General features: G+C 40.4%; 15 protein-coding genes, 2 tRNA genes and 1 pseudogene. 7 read left to right on the top strand and 11 right to left on the bottom strand.

Annotated elements, in window-relative coordinates:
• A partial coding sequence (locus FTT87_RS12715) for a hypothetical protein (protein ID WP_218954209.1) occupies positions 1 to 1,351 on the bottom strand: 1,351 nt, incomplete at its 3' end.
• Positions 1,352 to 1,982: 631 nt separating this feature from the next.
• Here FTT87_RS12715 and FTT87_RS12710 point away from each other — a divergent pair.
• Together FTT87_RS12710 and FTT87_RS12705 are read left to right on the top strand one after the other, a co-directional pair.
• Positions 1,983 to 2,503: pseudogene (locus tag FTT87_RS12710) on the top strand (IS5 family transposase); the annotation flags it as partial.
• 519 nt (positions 2,504 to 3,022) lie between these two features.
• A complete protein-coding gene (locus tag FTT87_RS12705; protein ID WP_180042314.1) occupies positions 3,023 to 3,406 on the top strand; it encodes a hypothetical protein in 384 nt (127 codons plus the stop codon).
• Positions 3,407 to 3,990: 584 nt separating this feature from the next.
• On the opposite strand, the gene groL is transcribed toward FTT87_RS12705, so the two are convergent.
• From groL to FTT87_RS12685, 4 genes are all read right to left on the bottom strand, one after another.
• Entirely contained in the window at positions 3,991 to 5,625 is a 1,635-nt protein-coding gene (gene groL / locus FTT87_RS12700; RefSeq protein WP_180174943.1) for a chaperonin GroEL, read from the bottom strand.
• Positions 5,626 to 5,695: 70 nt separating this feature from the next.
• Complete coding sequence (gene groES, locus FTT87_RS12695; RefSeq protein WP_016167026.1) at positions 5,696 to 5,986, bottom strand: co-chaperone GroES; 291 nt, start codon at positions 5,984 to 5,986, stop codon at positions 5,696 to 5,698.
• Between the two features lie 182 nt (positions 5,987 to 6,168).
• Positions 6,169 to 6,942 (bottom strand): metallophosphoesterase, encoded by a 774-nt coding sequence (locus FTT87_RS12690; RefSeq protein WP_180174942.1) that lies wholly within the window; start codon positions 6,940 to 6,942, stop codon positions 6,169 to 6,171.
• Positions 6,923 to 7,861, bottom strand: coding sequence for a diacylglycerol kinase family protein (locus FTT87_RS12685; protein ID WP_180174941.1), 939 nt, complete (start codon positions 7,859 to 7,861; stop codon positions 6,923 to 6,925). The genes FTT87_RS12690 and FTT87_RS12685 overlap by 20 nt, the downstream gene beginning before the upstream one ends.
• Before the next feature lie 417 nt (positions 7,862 to 8,278).
• Here FTT87_RS12685 and FTT87_RS12680 point away from each other — a divergent pair, with 417 nt between their 5' ends.
• Complete coding sequence (locus FTT87_RS12680) at positions 8,279 to 10,108, top strand: phosphoenolpyruvate carboxykinase (GTP) (protein WP_180042321.1); 1,830 nt, start codon at positions 8,279 to 8,281, stop codon at positions 10,106 to 10,108.
• Between the two features lie 100 nt (positions 10,109 to 10,208).
• Positions 10,209 to 10,574 carry a hypothetical protein gene (locus FTT87_RS12675; protein WP_086196795.1) on the top strand — a complete coding sequence of 122 codons (366 nt, stop codon included), beginning with the start codon at positions 10,209 to 10,211 and terminating at the stop codon, positions 10,572 to 10,574.
• Between the two features lie 94 nt (positions 10,575 to 10,668).
• On the opposite strand, the gene glpD is transcribed toward FTT87_RS12675, so the two are convergent.
• Complete coding sequence (gene glpD / locus FTT87_RS12670) at positions 10,669 to 12,189, bottom strand: glycerol-3-phosphate dehydrogenase (protein ID WP_180174940.1); 1,521 nt, start codon at positions 12,187 to 12,189, stop codon at positions 10,669 to 10,671.
• Positions 12,190 to 12,466: 277 nt separating this feature from the next.
• On the opposite strand from glpD, the gene FTT87_RS12665 reads away from it, so the two are divergent.
• Positions 12,467 to 12,895, top strand: a complete 429-nt coding sequence (locus tag FTT87_RS12665) for a hypothetical protein (protein ID WP_180042325.1) — start codon at positions 12,467 to 12,469, stop codon at positions 12,893 to 12,895.
• 33 nt (positions 12,896 to 12,928) lie between these two features.
• Here FTT87_RS12665 and FTT87_RS12660 read toward each other — a convergent pair whose 3' ends face one another.
• The gene (locus FTT87_RS12660; protein ID WP_180042327.1) at positions 12,929 to 13,597 is read right to left on the bottom strand and encodes a methyltransferase; all 669 of its coding nucleotides are present in this window, start codon (positions 13,595 to 13,597) and stop codon (positions 12,929 to 12,931) included.
• Between the two features lie 265 nt (positions 13,598 to 13,862).
• Positions 13,863 to 14,711, bottom strand: a complete 849-nt coding sequence (gene folD / locus FTT87_RS12655) for a bifunctional methylenetetrahydrofolate dehydrogenase/methenyltetrahydrofolate cyclohydrolase FolD (RefSeq protein WP_180042329.1) — start codon at positions 14,709 to 14,711, stop codon at positions 13,863 to 13,865.
• A 153-nt stretch (positions 14,712 to 14,864) separates the two neighbouring features.
• Here folD and FTT87_RS12650 point away from each other — a divergent pair.
• A tRNA-Cys gene (locus FTT87_RS12650) sits at positions 14,865 to 14,938 on the top strand.
• Between the two features lie 10 nt (positions 14,939 to 14,948).
• Positions 14,949 to 15,034: transfer RNA gene (locus FTT87_RS12645), tRNA-Leu, on the top strand.
• A gap of 122 nt (positions 15,035 to 15,156) precedes the next feature.
• On the opposite strand, the gene FTT87_RS12640 is transcribed toward FTT87_RS12645, so the two are convergent.
• The 3 genes from FTT87_RS12640 to FTT87_RS12630 form a co-directional block, all read right to left on the bottom strand.
• Entirely contained in the window at positions 15,157 to 16,062 is a 906-nt protein-coding gene (locus FTT87_RS12640; protein WP_180042331.1) for a YafY family protein, read from the bottom strand.
• Between the two features lie 136 nt (positions 16,063 to 16,198).
• A complete protein-coding gene (locus FTT87_RS12635) occupies positions 16,199 to 16,399 on the bottom strand; it encodes a hypothetical protein (protein ID WP_086176233.1) in 201 nt (66 codons plus the stop codon).
• Positions 16,400 to 16,640: 241 nt separating this feature from the next.
• A complete protein-coding gene (locus FTT87_RS12630) occupies positions 16,641 to 17,633 on the bottom strand; it encodes an NAD(P)H-quinone oxidoreductase (RefSeq protein WP_180081304.1) in 993 nt (330 codons plus the stop codon).
• Between the last annotated feature and the right edge of the window lie 161 nt (positions 17,634 to 17,794).

The raw sequence follows: 17,794 nt of genomic DNA, 5'->3' as shown, positions 1-17,794 counted from the left end.
TTAATGCTGTATCTGCTGCTGAACGAGTTGCTGCTTCAGCATTAATGTTGTCTTGTAAAACTACATCTGCTGCTGCACGAGTAGCTGCTTCAGTATCAACACGAGTATTTAATGCTGTATCTGCTGCTGAACGAGTTGCTGCTTCAGCATTAATGTTGTCTTGTAAAACTACATCTGCTGCTGCACGAGTAGCTGCTTCAGTATCAACACGAGTATTTAATGCTGTATCTGCTGCTGCACGAGTAGCTGCTTCAGTATCAATATTTGCTTGTAATTGAGTATCTGCTGCTGCACGAGTAGCTGCTTCAGTATCAATATTTGCTTGTAATTGAGTATCTGCTGCTGCACGAGTAGCTGCTTCAGTATCAATATTTGCTTGTAATTGAGTATCTGCTGCTGCACGAGTAGCTGCTTCAGTATCAATATTTGCTTGTAATTGAGTATCTGCTGCTGCACGAGTAGCTGCTTCAGTATCAATATTTGCTTGTAATTGAGTATCTGCTGCTGCACGAGTAGCTGCTTCAGTATCAATATTTGCTTGTAATTGAGTATCTGCTGCTGCACGAGCTGCTGCTTCATTTGCAACTTGACCATCTGTATAAAGATTTGCAGATGCTAAAGTCGTTGCATCCCCATTAGCGATTGTTGTTGCTAAATCTTGACCAGCAAGTGTAATTTGACCAGTTGAAATACCAGAAGCATTTACAGTGGTTGAATTTGTAACACCATTTTCTGTTTTACTGATAGATAATTGATAATCTTCTGTAGAATTATTACGTCCCAAAGTTAGATCTTGGACCTTATCAACAGTTGTGGCAACAAATCCATTGTCAACGGTAGTACCTAACACTGGACCAGTCAAACTACCAGGAATAATTACACCAGCAAGATCATAATTTGCAGTTGCAGATTGCGATGTTGTCCAAGATTGCTGACCTACTTGTTCAGATGTAGTTAATTGGAACTTATTTTCATTAATAACTTGCGCATCAACTGTACGAGTCTGATCTTGAGTATCTACTCGATCCTGATTAAAATTCTGAGTAGTATTTGCAAAAGCAGCATTTACAGTCGGTATAACTAAATCAGCACCAGTAGCAATCGTACCCGCACTAATAATATTTGACTCTCCGCCATTAACAGTCAAATTACCATTCAATTGGCTTGGACCATTTACTGTTAATGAATTTGTTGTAACACTATTGAAGGCATCTGTATCAAAAGATGTTGTTGGTACCCAACCATATATATCATCTAAAGCAAGTACACTAATTTGATCTGCCATTACTGAACTAGATGCAGCAATTGCAAATGCTACTGCTGACAACTTGAATGATTTTTGTAAACTCATACACATATCTCCATTTTTATAAAAAGACTGGCCTACCCTAGGATCCTGTAAACCAGCAAAACCTCTAATTAAGGTGTAGTTATTCGAATCCTTTACCAATTAAGATCAAACCCTCACCAACTACCAGACAATCATATACAAAAATAAACATTTTTATCAATCAATATTTGATTTATTTTTTTCAATAAACATATAATTTATTAAAATGACCACATAAAAAAACATTAAAATAAAATATAATCAATAAATTACACCAAAAGAAAAAACATCTCAAAACGATTTAAATCAAAATTTGATAAAACACTCTTTTATTTAGTTATTTTTTAGAGAGATGGATAAAATCAATTTATAATTTTTTTTAGCAGCATCAGTTCACTGCGTTTACAGTCAATTTTTATAAAGACAACTCGATTTCAATGAAGCCTGTGACATTTGCTGTGCAAAAAAAATAGCGAGAAAGTAAAATTTAATCACCAAACCAAATTCACTTCTCGCTATGACTCGCACAATACTGACAGATCAACACCAGTCTAAGCTGAAAGCCTTACTAGGCAAGACCCCTCACCCCAAATTCTGATATTTATCTCAAACAAAACACAGTGATCAAAAGATAATAAGTTATTAAAAATAATTTAACTTAATTTTTTCTGATGCTGATCCGGAATGGGTATTTATTCATGCAACCTATGTGCGTGCTCATCAGCATGCCACAGGCATCAGAACCCAAACTATTTCAAAAATCATGGGGGTAATAGCTCTAAAACTCATTTAACAGTAGATTCAAATGAGAACCCTATTCAATTTCTAATTCATGACGGTACAAGTCATAATGTGAAAGTAGCAACAGCCTTGGTTAATCCCATAGGTCTAAAAGATACTGATGTGCTTTGTACAAATAAAGGATATGATGCGAACTTATTTAGAGAAAAAATATAAAAAAACAATAACTAAAGAAAATATCTTACAAAATTCAAAACCCAATCGCATAATGATTACAAAGATTGGTACTTATATAAAATTAGAGACTTAATTGAGAATATACTTGCAAGACTGAAGTAATTTAAAACTATCGCGACAGGTTATGACAAGCTAAAGAGAAACCATTCAAGTTCTGTTGCCTTAGTTTGTATATTTATTTGGCTACCATTATGAAATATCAACACACCAAATAAAAAATCAAGAAAACGATTAGAAATCTACTGTATGTACAGATTGATTGATATTATTAAGCTCTGAAAGATACAAACTTTCGCCATCATTAAATCCAGCATTCAAATCATTTCATCAAGCATCAAAATCACACAAATTAAATGGAAAACTGTAGCGCCACCAAAAAAAGATCACTACAAAATCATAATTGTGCTAATCAAATTTTTTTAATACTACACATAAAAGTGTGAATTTATATTCACTCATCAGAATGCAAAAAACCGTTTAAAATATTGTTAAAAGAGATGGGCATTTTATATAGCTTATTACAGCTATTTTTTTTAAAATCAAGCTGACTTTAAAATATCAAATGGAAACTTTTGGATACAAATTAAACTATCAAAGACTTTTTTAGATATTGAAATTAATTTACCTTTATGGAGCAAAAATATTACAATAGCACAACCTATTCGCAATATAAAAAGTGTATAATAATTACATCTTTGAGGTTTATTTTAGATCATGAGCAATCAACAGGAAAAAAAACTTTTTGCTGAACGCCTAACTCAGGCTTTATCAGAAGCCAAACATCCGATTAGTCCAACCTACTTGTCGAAAGAATTTAACTGTCGTTATGATGGTCAACCAATTTCAGTACAATCAGCGAATAACTGGCTGCTTGGTAAGGCTATTCCTGGTCAGGATAAATTGTCGCTATTAGCATTATGGTTAAATGTTTCTAAACAATGGTTAAGATTTGGTGATCAAAAACTAGCAGATGAAACATCTACACTAACAGAATCACAAAGTGTTGAATTAAACTATTTTTTAAAATTCAAAGCCCTAAAGAGTGCACACAAAGAAATTATTCAAAACTTAATTGATGAGTTTAGCCAAACTAATTAGGATTGATTGGACAGCATTTTCAGAAAAAATCGCTTTTCTTGTTGGTAACTTTGAATCTGATCTTCATAGTCCCTCAACTTTCGATATAAGCCTTTCAACTCTTCAGCGCTAATCATTATCAGCTCTGATTTCAGAACTACCCTCTTATGTTCTTTAACTCTTGTATTCAAATCATTCATGCTAAATGTCAACTATATTTTGGAGAAATTATTAACTATTATAAACTGATTACACGGTCACAATAATATCACTATTTAACAACATTTATACATCATATTATGATAAAGATCACAGATATTCAGAATACTTATTATGTTCAGATCCCATTCTATACACTTAATTCTGTTTAAAATATCAACAGAAAAATCATACGTACCTGATGTGAAATTTATCTTATCTTCATTTATACTATCACAAAATAAATTAACAGACAGGATACAAAAGTCGAAGATTTTTTACTGAAATTGTTAAAATTTATAACACTTATAAATAAATATACCAATAAAAAAACATCCTTCAAGCCTAAACCTGAAGGATGTTTTTAACATGTATTGGAAAGCTGAGTAATGAATCAGCCAGATGAATTACATCATACCGCCCATTCCACCCATGCCGCCCATATCAGGCATAGCAGGTTTATCTTCAGGAATATCTGTAATCATGCATTCAGTCGTTAACATTAAAGCAGCAACAGAAGCAGCATGTTCAAGTGCAGAACGCGTTACTTTTGCAGGGTCAAGAATACCCATTTCAAGCATATCGCCATATTCACCAGTAGCAGCATTATAACCGAAGTTACCTTCGCCATTTTTCACAGCATTGATGACTACAGATGGCTCATCACCCGCATTCGCTACGATTTGACGAAGCGGAGCTTCAATAGCGCGACGTAAAATGTTGATACCTACATTTTGGTCATCATTGGCACCAGTTACACCGTTAAGCGCAGAAGCTGCACGCACCAGCGCAACACCACCACCCGCAACTACACCTTCTTCAACTGCAGCACGTGTTGCATGAAGCGCATCGTCAACACGGTCTTTTTTCTCTTTCATTTCAACTTCAGTTGCTGCACCAATTTTAATTACTGCAACACCACCAGCCAATTTAGCAACGCGTTCCTGAAGTTTTTCTTTGTCGTATTCAGACGTAGATTCTTCAATTTGCGCACGGATTTGTTGAACGCGTTCAGCAATCTGGTTTGCATCGCCAGCACCATCTACAATCACGGTGTTTTCTTTAGATACTGTTACTTTATGTGCAGTACCTAAGTCTTGAAGCGTAGCCTGTTCTAAAGACATACCCACTTCTTCAGAAATAACTGTAGCACCAGTCAAGATTGCGATATCTTGCAGCATTGCTTTACGACGGTCACCAAAACCAGGTGCTTTCACTGCACATACTTTAATGATGCCGCGCATGTTGTTTACGACAAGCGTAGCCAACGCTTCGCCTTCAACATCTTCAGCAATAATAAGAAGAGGTTTACCAGTTTTTGCAACCGCTTCAAGTACTGTAATCAATTCACGGATATTGCTGATTTTTTTATCAACCAGAAGAATGAACGGGTTTTCCAGTTCTGCAGTTAAAGTGTCTTGTTTGTTAGAGAAGTATGGAGAGATATAACCGCGGTCAAACTGCATACCTTCAACTACGTCTAACGCATCTTCAAAACCTGAACCTTCTTCAACAGTGATCACGCCTTCTTTACCAACGCGTTCCATGGCTTGAGCAATCAGTTTACCCACAGTTTCGTCAGAGTTTGCAGAGATCGAACCCACTTGTTCAATTGCTTTCGTGTCAGACGCTGGTTTAGCAGTGGCTTTGATGTTTTCCACTACAGCTTTCACTGCAAGGTCGATACCACGTTTCAAGTCCATTGGGTTCATACCCGCAGTCACCGACTTGATTCCTTCGTTCAAGATTGCTTGAGCCAATACGGTTGCAGTTGTTGTACCGTCACCTGCGATGTCATTGGTTTTTGAAGAAACCTCACGAACCAGTTGAGCACCCATGTTCTCAAATTTGTCTGCAAGTGAAATTTCTTTCGCTACTGTTACACCATCTTTAGTGATGTGTGGCGCACCGAAAGAACGGTCGATCACAACGTTACGGCCTTTAGGACCTAAAGTCACTTTTACCGCATCTGCAAGTACATTTACACCTGCAATCATTTTAGCGCGAGCTGAATCACCAAATTTTACGTCTTTAGCTGACATGGTTTACTCCAAATATTTTAATTTTCAATAAGCTGAATAAATAATCAGGTCTGAATTTTCCGGCTCAGGATTAACCTTCAAGCACCGCTAAAATGTCAGACTCTTTCATAATAAGAAGTTCTTCGCCTTGTACTTTTACAGTGGTACCCGCATAAGTGCCAAATAATACTTTGTCGCCAACTTTTACATCTAAAGCACGCACACCGTTGTCAGTAATCTGGCCATTGCCTACTGCAATGATTTCACCTTGAGCCGGTTTTTCAGCAGCAGAACCTGGAAGCAAAATACCGCCAGCAGTTTTAGTTTCTTCTTCAACACGACGAATAACTACGCGATCATGTAATGGACGAATGTTGCTCATTGGAAACTCCATCAGACTAAGTCTTTTATTAGTGAAGTAATGATGACTTTGTTATTCCATCGGTCATCATCAAATAATTTCGATGACACTTTTGTGGGGATGGAAAAAAACGCTTCAAGGGGCAAACAAAAAAAATTTGCTGTTTTTTGTATTTTTTTTATTCAAATCCGATATTTCTGCATTTAATCAGCACTTTCTTCTTTTAACACAAATTCTTTTTGCTGATTGTTAAAACAATAATGCTCTACATCAGCATTTGGATAAATCAGATTCAGACTGTTGGGTAAGCCCCGATACAAACGGTAAGACGTTGCAGTTCCCGCATGAATATCCAGCACCGGATGGTCTGCCCCTAAATGGTAAATCTGGTTCAGATCATACACCGCTGATTGATGCAGATGACCATGTAACAGGCCATTTAAACCACTTTGACTCCAAGATTCCAAAGCCATACGCCCCAGCATTGGACAATCCTTGATCCCATGCGGATTATCCGGCGGTGTATAAAATGGCTGGTGCGCCACAATAAGTTTGATTTTACGCTTGGGAGCCATCATCAGCCTTTGATCAATTTGCTGAATTTGCTCCAGAGAAATATGGCCTCTGGTGTGATAACGCCGCCGAATACTATTGACGCCAATCAGATAAAAATGCTTGGTTTCCAGCACAGTTTCCATATGACCAAAGAAAATTTTATAGCGGGTAAAGGGACTGAATACCCGATTCCAGACATGGTACAAGGGAATATCATGATTTCCAGGCACCACCAGATAAGGTAGATTTAAACTTTCCACAAACTGTTTGCAGTCATAAAACTGCTTATAACGGGCGCGCTGGGTTAAGTCCCCACTGACCACTACAGCTTCCAAAGAATGTTGCTGACAAAAGAGACGAATTGCAGCCATACAGGCCGGTCTTTCTGTACCAAAATGCAAATCAGATAGATGTAGAATCATAAGGAACCATTATTTTCAATGCATGCTTGCGTACGGAAATATGCAGCGGGGGCTGCATTTCCACAATCTCACCATCCAGTGCAAGAGTCAGTTTTTTGGCTTTGGAATGTATTTGCACCTTGTCGGCAGAAAAGCTATACACATCTGGTGCATGATCAACATTGCCTCGAATCAACTGCCATAAAATTTTAAATAACGTTGGTTTATCGCTTTTTGCCACCACCACCCCTGCGACTTTTCCCAATTCAGCACATTTGGCAATGCGTAAATTCATCTCTGCCAGTTGCAGCTGATTATTACCAAAAAAAATCAGCGGAGTTTTGACGGGATATTTTTTACCGTCAATTTCCACTTCCAGTTTCAGCTCTTTGCGATCACGAATCAGCACCTCAAGAGCCGAAGTATAGGCATGTAAAGCAAAACGGCCAAAACGCCGGTTATAGAGCTCACGCCTTTGTATGAATAAGGGATAAAGCCCCAAGCTGGCATTGTTTAAATAGATATGATCATTAATTTGTGCCACATGGACTGCACGGATTTGTCCTGTCGCGATAACATCGGCCGCTTTGAGCAGATCAAGTGGAATATGCAACAAGCGGGCAACATAATTGAAGGTTCCCAAGGGAAAAATACCCATAGGAATCTCGGTGCCTATCAATTTGGTAGCCACCGTATTGAGTGTACCATCCCCACCCGCAGCAACCACAATACCAATTTCTTCTGCCTGTAGATGGCGTGCGATGATTCTGTCCATAAAACTGCTAAAATCTGTTTCAGCACTAATTTCAAATGCCTGAATCTCATAACCATAGGCCGTTAAATTTGTCATAAGCGGCTCATAGATTTCATCTTTATTGGCTGCATGAAATCCTGATTTTTCATTATAGATAAGAGACAAAGGCTTGGCAGAAACTGACATTTTTACTACTTTTTTGAAGCAATTGCTCTAATTTCGTCCAAATTATCGACAATTGAAAGCATCTTTATGTAAAATTCGAATTACCACCATTTATTAAATCAATAGCGATCACCACGAAAATAACAACACTAAGTTATTGTTTTATAAATAAATAATTTAAATAAATAACACTCATAAAACTGATAAATGAATCAATTAATAAACGAACAATGTTTTAACTTATTGTTTTTAATGATTTAAAAAAATAAACATATAATATTCCAATCTATTTCAGCTACTTCTTTAGTCTTATTTTTTTTATGATTTTATGCTTTAATACAGCCACTTTTTTTTTATATTTTCATCCTGGCGATGTACCCCATTGCCTGGATTGTACTTTGTACATTTGAACCGTACATATTTGAGATAGGCCTCACCATGACCCAAGTGAACGCACCAGAATTCGTTCGTAACCCTAAGCTTATTGCATGGGTGGAAGAGATTGCTAAATTAACCAAACCGGCAAAAATTGAATGGTGTGACGGTAGCGCAGAAGAATATCAACGTCTTATTGACTTGATGATCGCTAACGGCACTATGCAAGCACTTAACCCAGAAAAACACCCTGGTTCTTACTTGGCAAATTCAGATCCTTCTGACGTTGCTCGTGTTGAAGGTCGCACATTTATCTGTTCAGAAAAACAAGAAGACGCAGGTGCGACAAACAACTGGGAAGCGCCTGCTGAAATGCGCGCTCGCCTGAACGGTTTGTTTGATGGTTGCATGAAAGGACGTACCATGTACGTGGTTCCTTTCTCTATGGGTCCTTTAGGTTCTCATATTGCACACATCGGTATTGAGATAACCGACTCTCCTTACGTAGCAGTAAGCATGGCTAAAATGGCTCGTATGGGTAAAGCTGTTTACGAGGTACTTGGTACTGATGGCGAATTCGTACCATGTGTCCACACTGTAGGCGCTCCGCTTGAAGAAGGTCAAAAAGACGTAGCTTGGCCTTGCAACCCAGAAAAATATATCGTGCATTATCCAGAAACTCGTGAAATCTGGTCTTATGGTTCAGGTTACGGCGGTAACGCATTGTTGGGTAAAAAATGCCTGGCATTACGTATTGCATCCTCTATGGGCCGTCAACAAGGCTGGTTAGCTGAACACATGCTGATCCTTGGCGTAACCAATCCACAAGGTGAAAAACACTACATCGCTGCTGCATTCCCATCAGCTTGTGGTAAAACCAACTTTGCAATGTTGATTCCACCAGCAGGTTACGAAGGCTGGAAAATTGAAACTGTAGGTGACGATATTGCCTGGATCAAACCAGGTGAAGACGGTCGCTTATATGCAATCAACCCAGAAGCTGGTTTCTTCGGTGTAGCACCTGGTACCAATACCAAAACCAACCCGAACTGTATGGCGACTTTAAGCCACGACGTGATTTACACTAACGTTGCCGTGACTGACAACGGTGAAGTATGGTGGGAAGGTCTGACTAAAGAAGTACCTGCTAACCTGACTAACTGGAAAGGTCAACCACACGTTGCTGGTGAAAAAGCTGCACATCCAAATGCACGTTTTACCGTTGCTGCAGGTCAATGCCCTTCAATTGATGCTGACTGGGAAAATCCGGCAGGTGTTCCAATTTCTGCATTCATCTTCGGTGGTCGCCGTGCAGACACAGTTCCGCTAGTTTCAGAAGCAATCGACTGGGTTGACGGCGTGTATAAAGCAGCAACCATGGGTTCTGAAACCACTGCTGCTGCTGTTGGTCAACAAGGTGTTGTTCGTCGTGACCCATTTGCGATGCTTCCATTCACCGGTTACAACATGGCTGACTACTTCTCTCACTGGTTAGAAATGGGTGAGAAAGTTGGTGCGAAAGCTGCTGCTGCTGGCAACAAGCTTCCTGGCATCTACAACGTAAACTGGTTCCGTCGTGATGCTGAAGGCAACTTCGTATGGCCTGGTTTCGGTCAAAACATGCGTGTTCTTGAGTGGATCATTGACCGTTGTGAAGGTCGTGCAGATGCTGTTGAAACACCAATTGGTCGCGTTCCAACTTACGAACAGCTGAACTGGACTGGTTCTGACTTCACTAAAGAACAGTTCGAGATGGTGACTTCTCAAGATAAAGATTTGTGGATCAAAGAATTTGAAAGCCACTCTGAATTGTTCAACAAACTGGGTGACCGTCTACCAGAAGCGTTGAAAAAGCGTCAAGCTGAACTTTTAGCTGCAGTTCAATCTGCTTAATCGCTAAATAAAAAAAGGCCGCACAAGCGGCCTTTTTTTTAACTATTTGTTTAATAATAAGATTGTATAATTTAACAACAGCCATAAAAGGGGAAACTTCATGTTAAAAACACTCACACTGACTGCCTGTCTGCTTAGCATGTCTACTTTGGCAATAGCCAAACCCGAGACACCTGAACAGCCTGCTCTTCACATTTGTGCAATCAAAGGTACGCCAGACTCTAGCCAGTTTCAGATCAAAAAGCGCATTAAAGTGGCTAAAGGGACTTATGGCAGCGTAGAAGAACTGTATTCACGTTTTGCAGAACGTGCTCATCAAGTCGGTGGCAACGTGGTCATTAACTACAATGCCAGCCAGAGATTCGGTTTCTGGCCTTGGCGTTTTGTACGCCCCGTGGTTTGGGGTACAGCCGTGAAATGGAATACGCCGGTAAATTGTAAAGAACTCGGCGGCGTTGAAATTTAAGTACAGCCCACCGCTGAAACTTGAATGAAGATCACAACTAAAACTTGCTGCACCCAAAAGATCGCTCAGGCGGTCTTTTTTCTTGTTGAATCGCTTAAGCTGCAGTATCGCTTGATCTTGTCAGCAGCAATTTTAAAAGATATTGATCCAGTTGCTGTATTTCATCGCTACTAAATTGAAAACCGAGTTTGCTTCTGCGCCATAAAATATCCTCACTGGTTCTCGCCCACTCCTGATCCACCAGATAGTCTACTTCTCTAGCAAACAAACCATGACCAAAATCCTCACCCAGTTCATTGATGCCTGAAATATCCTTTAAAAATCCCCATACCCTTGAACCATAAGCATGTGCCCAGCGCGAAGCCAATGGTAAAGAAACATCCTCAATAGCCTGCATCAGCTGCTGCATTAACAACTCAATCGAAACCAGATTTTCCGCACCCGGCAAAAAAGCCGTTTCAGTCCAGGGCTTATGCATGTCAGGGAAACTCGGCGCCAAATGCGCCATTGCTGACTCTGCCAGTTTTCGATAAGTGGTGAGCTTGCCACCAAATACCGATAGTAAAGGTGCATCATTTTCCTGCGCATGCGATATTGCCAAAGTGTAATCTCGGGTAACAGCCGATGGATTATCCGACTCGTCATCACACAAAGAGCGCACACCTGAATAGGTATATAAAATATCCTCAACCGTCAGCTGATGCTTAAAATGATCATTATAAACATCCAGTAAATAATCCACTTCCTGTGCGGTGATTTCGACCTGATCAAGATTGCCCTGATACTCATGATCAGTAGTCCCAATCAAGGTATATTGCTCCAGATAAGGAATCGCGAAAATAATACGCTGATCATCATTTTGCAGAATGAAAGCTTTATCGCCCTCATAAATTCTAGGCACGATAATATGACTGCCCTGAACAAGACGTAGACCATGCGGTGATTGCTGTTTTAAATTGTGCTCAATAAACTGGAACACCCAAGGTCCTGTAGCGTTAACCAGCGCTTTTGCCTGTAGCTGATAACTACCCTGCGCATGTTCCAGATGGATATTCCACACGCCATTTTCACGGTAAGCAGCGGTACAACGGGTTTGTGTGGCAATTTTGGCGCCCAGCTCATGCGCCTGCATGGCATTTAAAACCACTAACCGCGCATCATCCACAGTACAATCCGAATACTCAAAACCTTGCGTCATTTCATCTTTTAAAGGACTGCTGGCCGGATCAAAATGAATATGCCGGGAAGCAGCTAATTTTTTCCGTTTTCCCAAATGATCATAAATAAATAAACCGGTCCGTATCAGCCAAGCGGGACGTAAATGCGGCTGATGTGGCATGATAAAACGTAAGGGACGAATGATATGCGGTGCTTTGGCTAGCAGGATTTCCCGCTCCAGCAAAGCTTCATGTACCAAACGGAATTCTTTATATTCAAGATAACGCAAACCGCCATGAATCAACTTACTGCTGGCAGAGGAAGTATGGCTGGCGAGGTCATCCTTTTCACATAAAAAAACCGACAAACCCCGTCCTGCAGCATCAACGGCAATACCCACGCCATTAATACCACCACCAATCACCGCTACATCATAGACCGGATGACTCACTTGCATGTCCACCTCCTCTAATCCTGTTCAGACAGTAAACTTAAATTTCTTGTTATCTCAAGAAACCTAACACTATTTAAAGTGAAAGGACACCGAATAATTGTCATTCACTTCAATGCAGACAAAATGAATCAAGTGTTTATTTTTTTTATTCTGATGGCATCAGCTTTCCAGATGGTCACATTTGGAAAGCTTTTTTATGGAATATACACTGCCTCAAGATCGTTAAAAAATCGGGCTTATGGCATACTGAGTAGAATAATAACACCGGGATTTTTTGAAGATGAACAAGAGCTATAAATTGTTGGGTTTAAGTTTGCTTGCGCTTGCACTGACTGCCTGTCAAAGTACTCCGCGCCAATACAATGGTAATGTCGGCTATCAGATTGAAAGCCAGTCTGCCAATAGCGCAACATTGACTTATACTTTGGCTATTCGTCAAAACCAGAAAATAGATGAACAGAAATTACAGCGTGCCTGCCAAAAAGTATTAGGCTTAAATAAACAATATAAATTAACGATCCTGAGCATTAGTGAAATTGCCAATCCGGAAATACAAACTCCACACTATGGTCGTCAACTGGGCCAGAGCCGTACCAGCATAAGTCTAAGCAACACCCCAGACTTATATAATAGTGAAAATATGGCTACTCGTCAGTCGTTAGAAGCGCGTCCAAGCACCTTAAGTGTGGTTCGCTATACCTGCTCTTAAAACTTAATAATTTAGACAGAAATAAGACGCTATTTATAGCGTCTTATAAAAACTGACATTACGAAATTCCTTTGCTTCATCCAGATCTGGCCAAGTCGTGGCACTACGTTCATCCAGTTTTTCGTAGTTTGGATGACTAAAATTTTTCACCCGACTGTCTGCCACCCATACTTCCGGGGCAAACTTTAGAAACTCATCTAAAAAGAAGCGATTGCATTGGTCATACAGTACATCTGCGGCCAGTAGTACATCAACCTGTTCTGCTTTATATAAATCATCCAGATATTCCAGCTCGACATTATTCAACTCGGCATTGGCACGACACGCATCCAGACTGACCTGATCAATATCACAACAGATCACCCGCTTCGCTCCTGCCATTTTCGCTGCAATTGCAACCACACCCGACCCCGCACCAAAGTCGAGTACCACCTTGTCTTTCACATGATGTGGTTCAGCTAAGAGCCACTGTGCCATAGCAAGTCCTGAAGCCCAGCAGAATATCCAGTATGGCGTATCATTCCAGATCCGACGAATCACTTCGTCATCGAGTTTGTCTGTCGGAAAGACCGGTGGAATCAGCCACAGTGAAATGGGGATTTCAGGCAATTGCTGGGCAAGTAGCTCACAGTTTGGAATCACTTCATGCAAAGCTTGAATTAAATGTTCGGGGGCTTTTGGAAATTGGAAAGTACAGCTCATGCTTAAGCCTTGGCGATGATCTTATTGAAACTTATAAAGGGATTTGATACGCGACCAAGTCATCCGCAGCTGTTCGAGGCAAACCTAAATTTATTTAAAATTGTTTCTGCGACATTTCAGATTAAATGACACAAAATGCCGAGTTCTGTGGGTGACAAATGGTTTTGGTTACTTTTGCCGAAACAAAAGTAACATACGAGCTTCTTACATCGATCGTCACAACGGTAAGACTCCGTCGTGACTTCACCATCTTTTAATTAAAAGATTAACCTAAAGCCTTTTCAGCAGCTTCAACAGTTTGACGAATCAAAGTGGTAATGGTCATAGGACCTACACCACCTGGAACTGGTGTATAAGCAGAAGCCACTTCTTCAATACCAACCAACTGGATGTCACCTACACCACCGCCATCACGTGGGTGGAAGCCGGCATCAACCACAACTGCGCCTGGTTTAATCCAGTCTTTTTGAATCAGTTCAGCTTTACCTACTGCACCGACAATAATGTCAGCCTGTTTAACGAAGTCAGCCAGGTTTTGTGTACGTGAATGGCAAATCGTTACTGTTGCATTAGCTTCAAGCAACATTGCAGCCATCGGTTTACCCAAAATTGCAGAACGACCAACAACGACTGCATGTTTACCTGCAATCTCAATATCATTGGCTTGCAGGATAGTCATGATACCTGCAGGCGTTGCAGAACCATAAGCTGCCTCACCCATTGCCATACGACCATAACCCAGGCAAGTTACACCATCAACGTCTTTCGCCAGTGAAATGGCATCGAAACAAGCACGCTCATCAATTTGTGCAGGCACTGGGTGCTGTAAAAGAATACCGTGAACATCAGGATTGGCATTGAGTTTTTCAATTTCAGCCAGTAATTCTTCAGTCGTGGTTTCTTTCGGAAGTTCAACTTTCAATGAATCCATACCGACACGGCGGCAAGCATTTCCTTTCATACGCACATAAGTTGCAGATGCGCCATCGTCACCCACCAAAATAGTCGCAAGGATTGGAGTACGACCTGATTTTGCTTTTAACGCTTCTACGCGAGTTAACAAATCAGCCTCAATTTTCTTTGCCAATGCACGACCATCTAATACTAATGCCACGGCACTTCTCCCAAATGTTGATATGAATCAATTTCGCACATTCTACATGAATATTTTAAATATTTTCCGTTATATGCTGCTTTTCTGCACATCTGCATAAATCTACTATTGTTTTTTTTTCAGGGCTTGATAATATACGCAGCAACAAGACATGGCGGGGTGGCAGAGTGGTCATGCAGCGGACTGCAACTCCGTGTACGCCGGTTCGATTCCGACCTCCGCCTCCAATCTTGTTAAGCCCGAGTGGTGAAATCGGTAGACACAGGGGATTTAAAATCCCCCGCCCACAAAGCGTGCCAGTTCGAGTCTGGCCTCGGGCACCATTCTTAGCCTACTAAGATGGTGTAAATAAAGAACCCAGCATTAAGCTGGTTTTTTTATGCCTAAAATTTAGCAACTCAGATTTTTATTCTGAATTACATTCCACTATTATGCTCTTTGGCTATCATCCCGCAGAGCGCAAATAGTTCTCCAAGTCCTGCTCCAGTTTTTGCTGCAAATGAACTGGCTGAATAATCCTGACATGTGGTAGCCAATACCGCACTAAAGGCAACAACTGCATTTCGTGGCGAACCCGACAGCTGATTAATAATTCTCCCGATGTGGATTCCTGCTCAATCTGCTGCTCTGGAAACAAACGCCGCTCTTTAAAAAATACCGCAACCTCAGCCTTTACCTGGATAAAAACCTGCTGTTTTTGCTGTCCAAACCAGATGCTTTCCTCATCAGCCAGTATTTTTAATATCTCGGCATCATGTTGGAAATTTTCTGCCTCAAATAGCAGTTTCACCTGCTGAATCTGACTTAAGCGATAAGTCTGCAGTTTTTTCTGAAAGACACCCGCCAAATACCAGATGCCATGATGATGGATTAAACGATAAGGCTGGATGATTCTGCATTGATCACGATATTGCAGCTCAATCCATTGACGTTTATAAATCGCAGCGCTAAGCAGCTTAAAATGTTCAGCAAACCGTTTGCTATCTTCAAAATAATAGCCTTTTGCCGAGAAGACCTGATTCGCCCGCTCGTCCAGCAATTCGCGTAAAAAAGAAATATCCAGCGTCGGGTAAAGCTCACTAATTCCCGACAGTTGCGCAAAATTCTGGATATCCTGCAGTTTAAAACGGCCTAAATAGGAAGGTTCCAGATAATAGCGTTTAGTGTTTCCATCCTGAATCAAAGGCAAGTATGAATTAAGCCGATCAAAGTCCCGTTCAATGGTTCGGGTACTGACCTGAAACTCACCCGCCAGTTCTTGTACACTTAACTGATGCCCTATATTCAGTTTGGTTAAAATATTGGCCAAACGCTCTGCGAGGCGCTCATGCGTTGATGCATTGCCCTTCATAAACACCCTCTTTGTGCAATAAAAGCACAATACCTAAAATGCTAAAATTTTTTAAATTATCTAAAAATTATACTACCAATCAAAAACTTAATTTTAAATATTTATTTCAACTTAAGCCTAATAGGATAAACTTGAATCAGGATTTGAAACGGCTGGTGACACCTTTTGTCGGCGGTTTGGGATTAAGCCGTTCAACATAACGCTCAAGATGCAGCATCGCTTTATAAAACTGATGCAGATTAGAAGGTAATACCTGATTGCAAATAATGGCTTTATGCAATCGCTTCAAGGCGCGTAAGCCATGTTCAGATGTATAAGGAGCTGAGACTATTTTCATAATATACTTCCTTTTATTACATGACGTTTCAATTAATTCCAAACAATTTAGTCGGATTATTCTAAATCTTAATCTACTCCCTGGTTTTGACAGGTTGTGTCGAACAATCGATATTTTTTACCATTTTTTAAAATTTTATAACCTTATTTTTATCTATTAATTTAAGTTACTTATCATTTTTATTGTAAGCAAAATAAAAGCCAACATATGTTGGCTTTTAGTATTTCAATCACAGGAATGATTAGAGGATTTCTACCACAACTTTACCAACATGTTCACCGGTATCCATCACCGCATGAGCATCCTGAATCTGGTCAAACTTAAAAGTTTTATAGATCATCGGCAAACATTCTCCTTTTGCCCACAGCGGTGCAACATGCTCTTGCAGACCTTGAGCAATTTCAGCTTTTTCCGCAGTGTTACGTGCACGCATGGTTGAACCGGTAATAGTCAGGCGTTTCATCATGATTTGACCGAGTTTGACCTCTTTGGCTTTTGCACCACCCAAGAATGCGATATAAACCAGACGACCATCACGGCGCAGCAAATTCAAATTACGTTCTAAATATGGCGCACCCACCATATCCAGAATCACATCAACACCACCATTGTCAGTAGCCTCATTAATGACTTGCTCGAAATCCTGAGTCTTATAGTTGATTGCCGTGGTTAAATCCGAAATTGCTGCCACTTTTTCATCTGAACCTACGGTTGCAAACGTTTTGATGCCGAGTGATTTACACAGCATTAAAGCAGTCGTTCCAATCCCGCTTGCTCCACCATGTACCAGTACCGTTTCCCCTGCCTTGGCTTTACCCATCTGGAACACATTCACCCATACGGTAAAGAAGGTTTCAGGAATCGCGGCTGCCTGAGTAAAGCTCACACCTTCAGGAATATTCAAGGTCTGGCTTTCAGGCACCACACAATATTCTGCATAACCACCCCCATTGGTCAGGCCACACACCTGATCGCCAACTTTAAACTTAGAAACCTCAGTTCCTACAGCCACCACTTCACCAGCCACTTCCAAACCCGGTACAGGCGTTACTCCTTTAGGCATTGGATATAGACCTTGACGCTGCAAGATGTCAGGACGGTTAATGCCAAATGCATGCACTTTCACCAAGACTTCATCTGCTTTAGCTTCAGGTACTGCAACAGTTTCGTAAGCGAGTTTATCCACGCCGCCCGGTTCTGTGATGATGACTTGTTGCATAGTCGTTTGTGACATAATTTATTCCTGATCTATTCATTACTTTTTAAAATTCGCAGATTCAAATCCCAAGTGCGACACATTTGTAGTTAGTTGAAAAAGTTAGGTGTATTCGTAGAATCATTGGACTTTTTCAACTCGCAATTGGAAAGCACACAATGAAGAAATACACCCAACTT

This window comes from Acinetobacter sp. YH01022 (genome assembly GCF_013420235.1).
In the GTDB taxonomy this organism is placed as follows: Bacteria; Pseudomonadota; Gammaproteobacteria; order Pseudomonadales; family Moraxellaceae; genus Acinetobacter.
The sequence above is the reverse complement of the archived record's forward strand: the minus strand, read 5'-3'. Positions and strand labels throughout refer to the sequence as shown.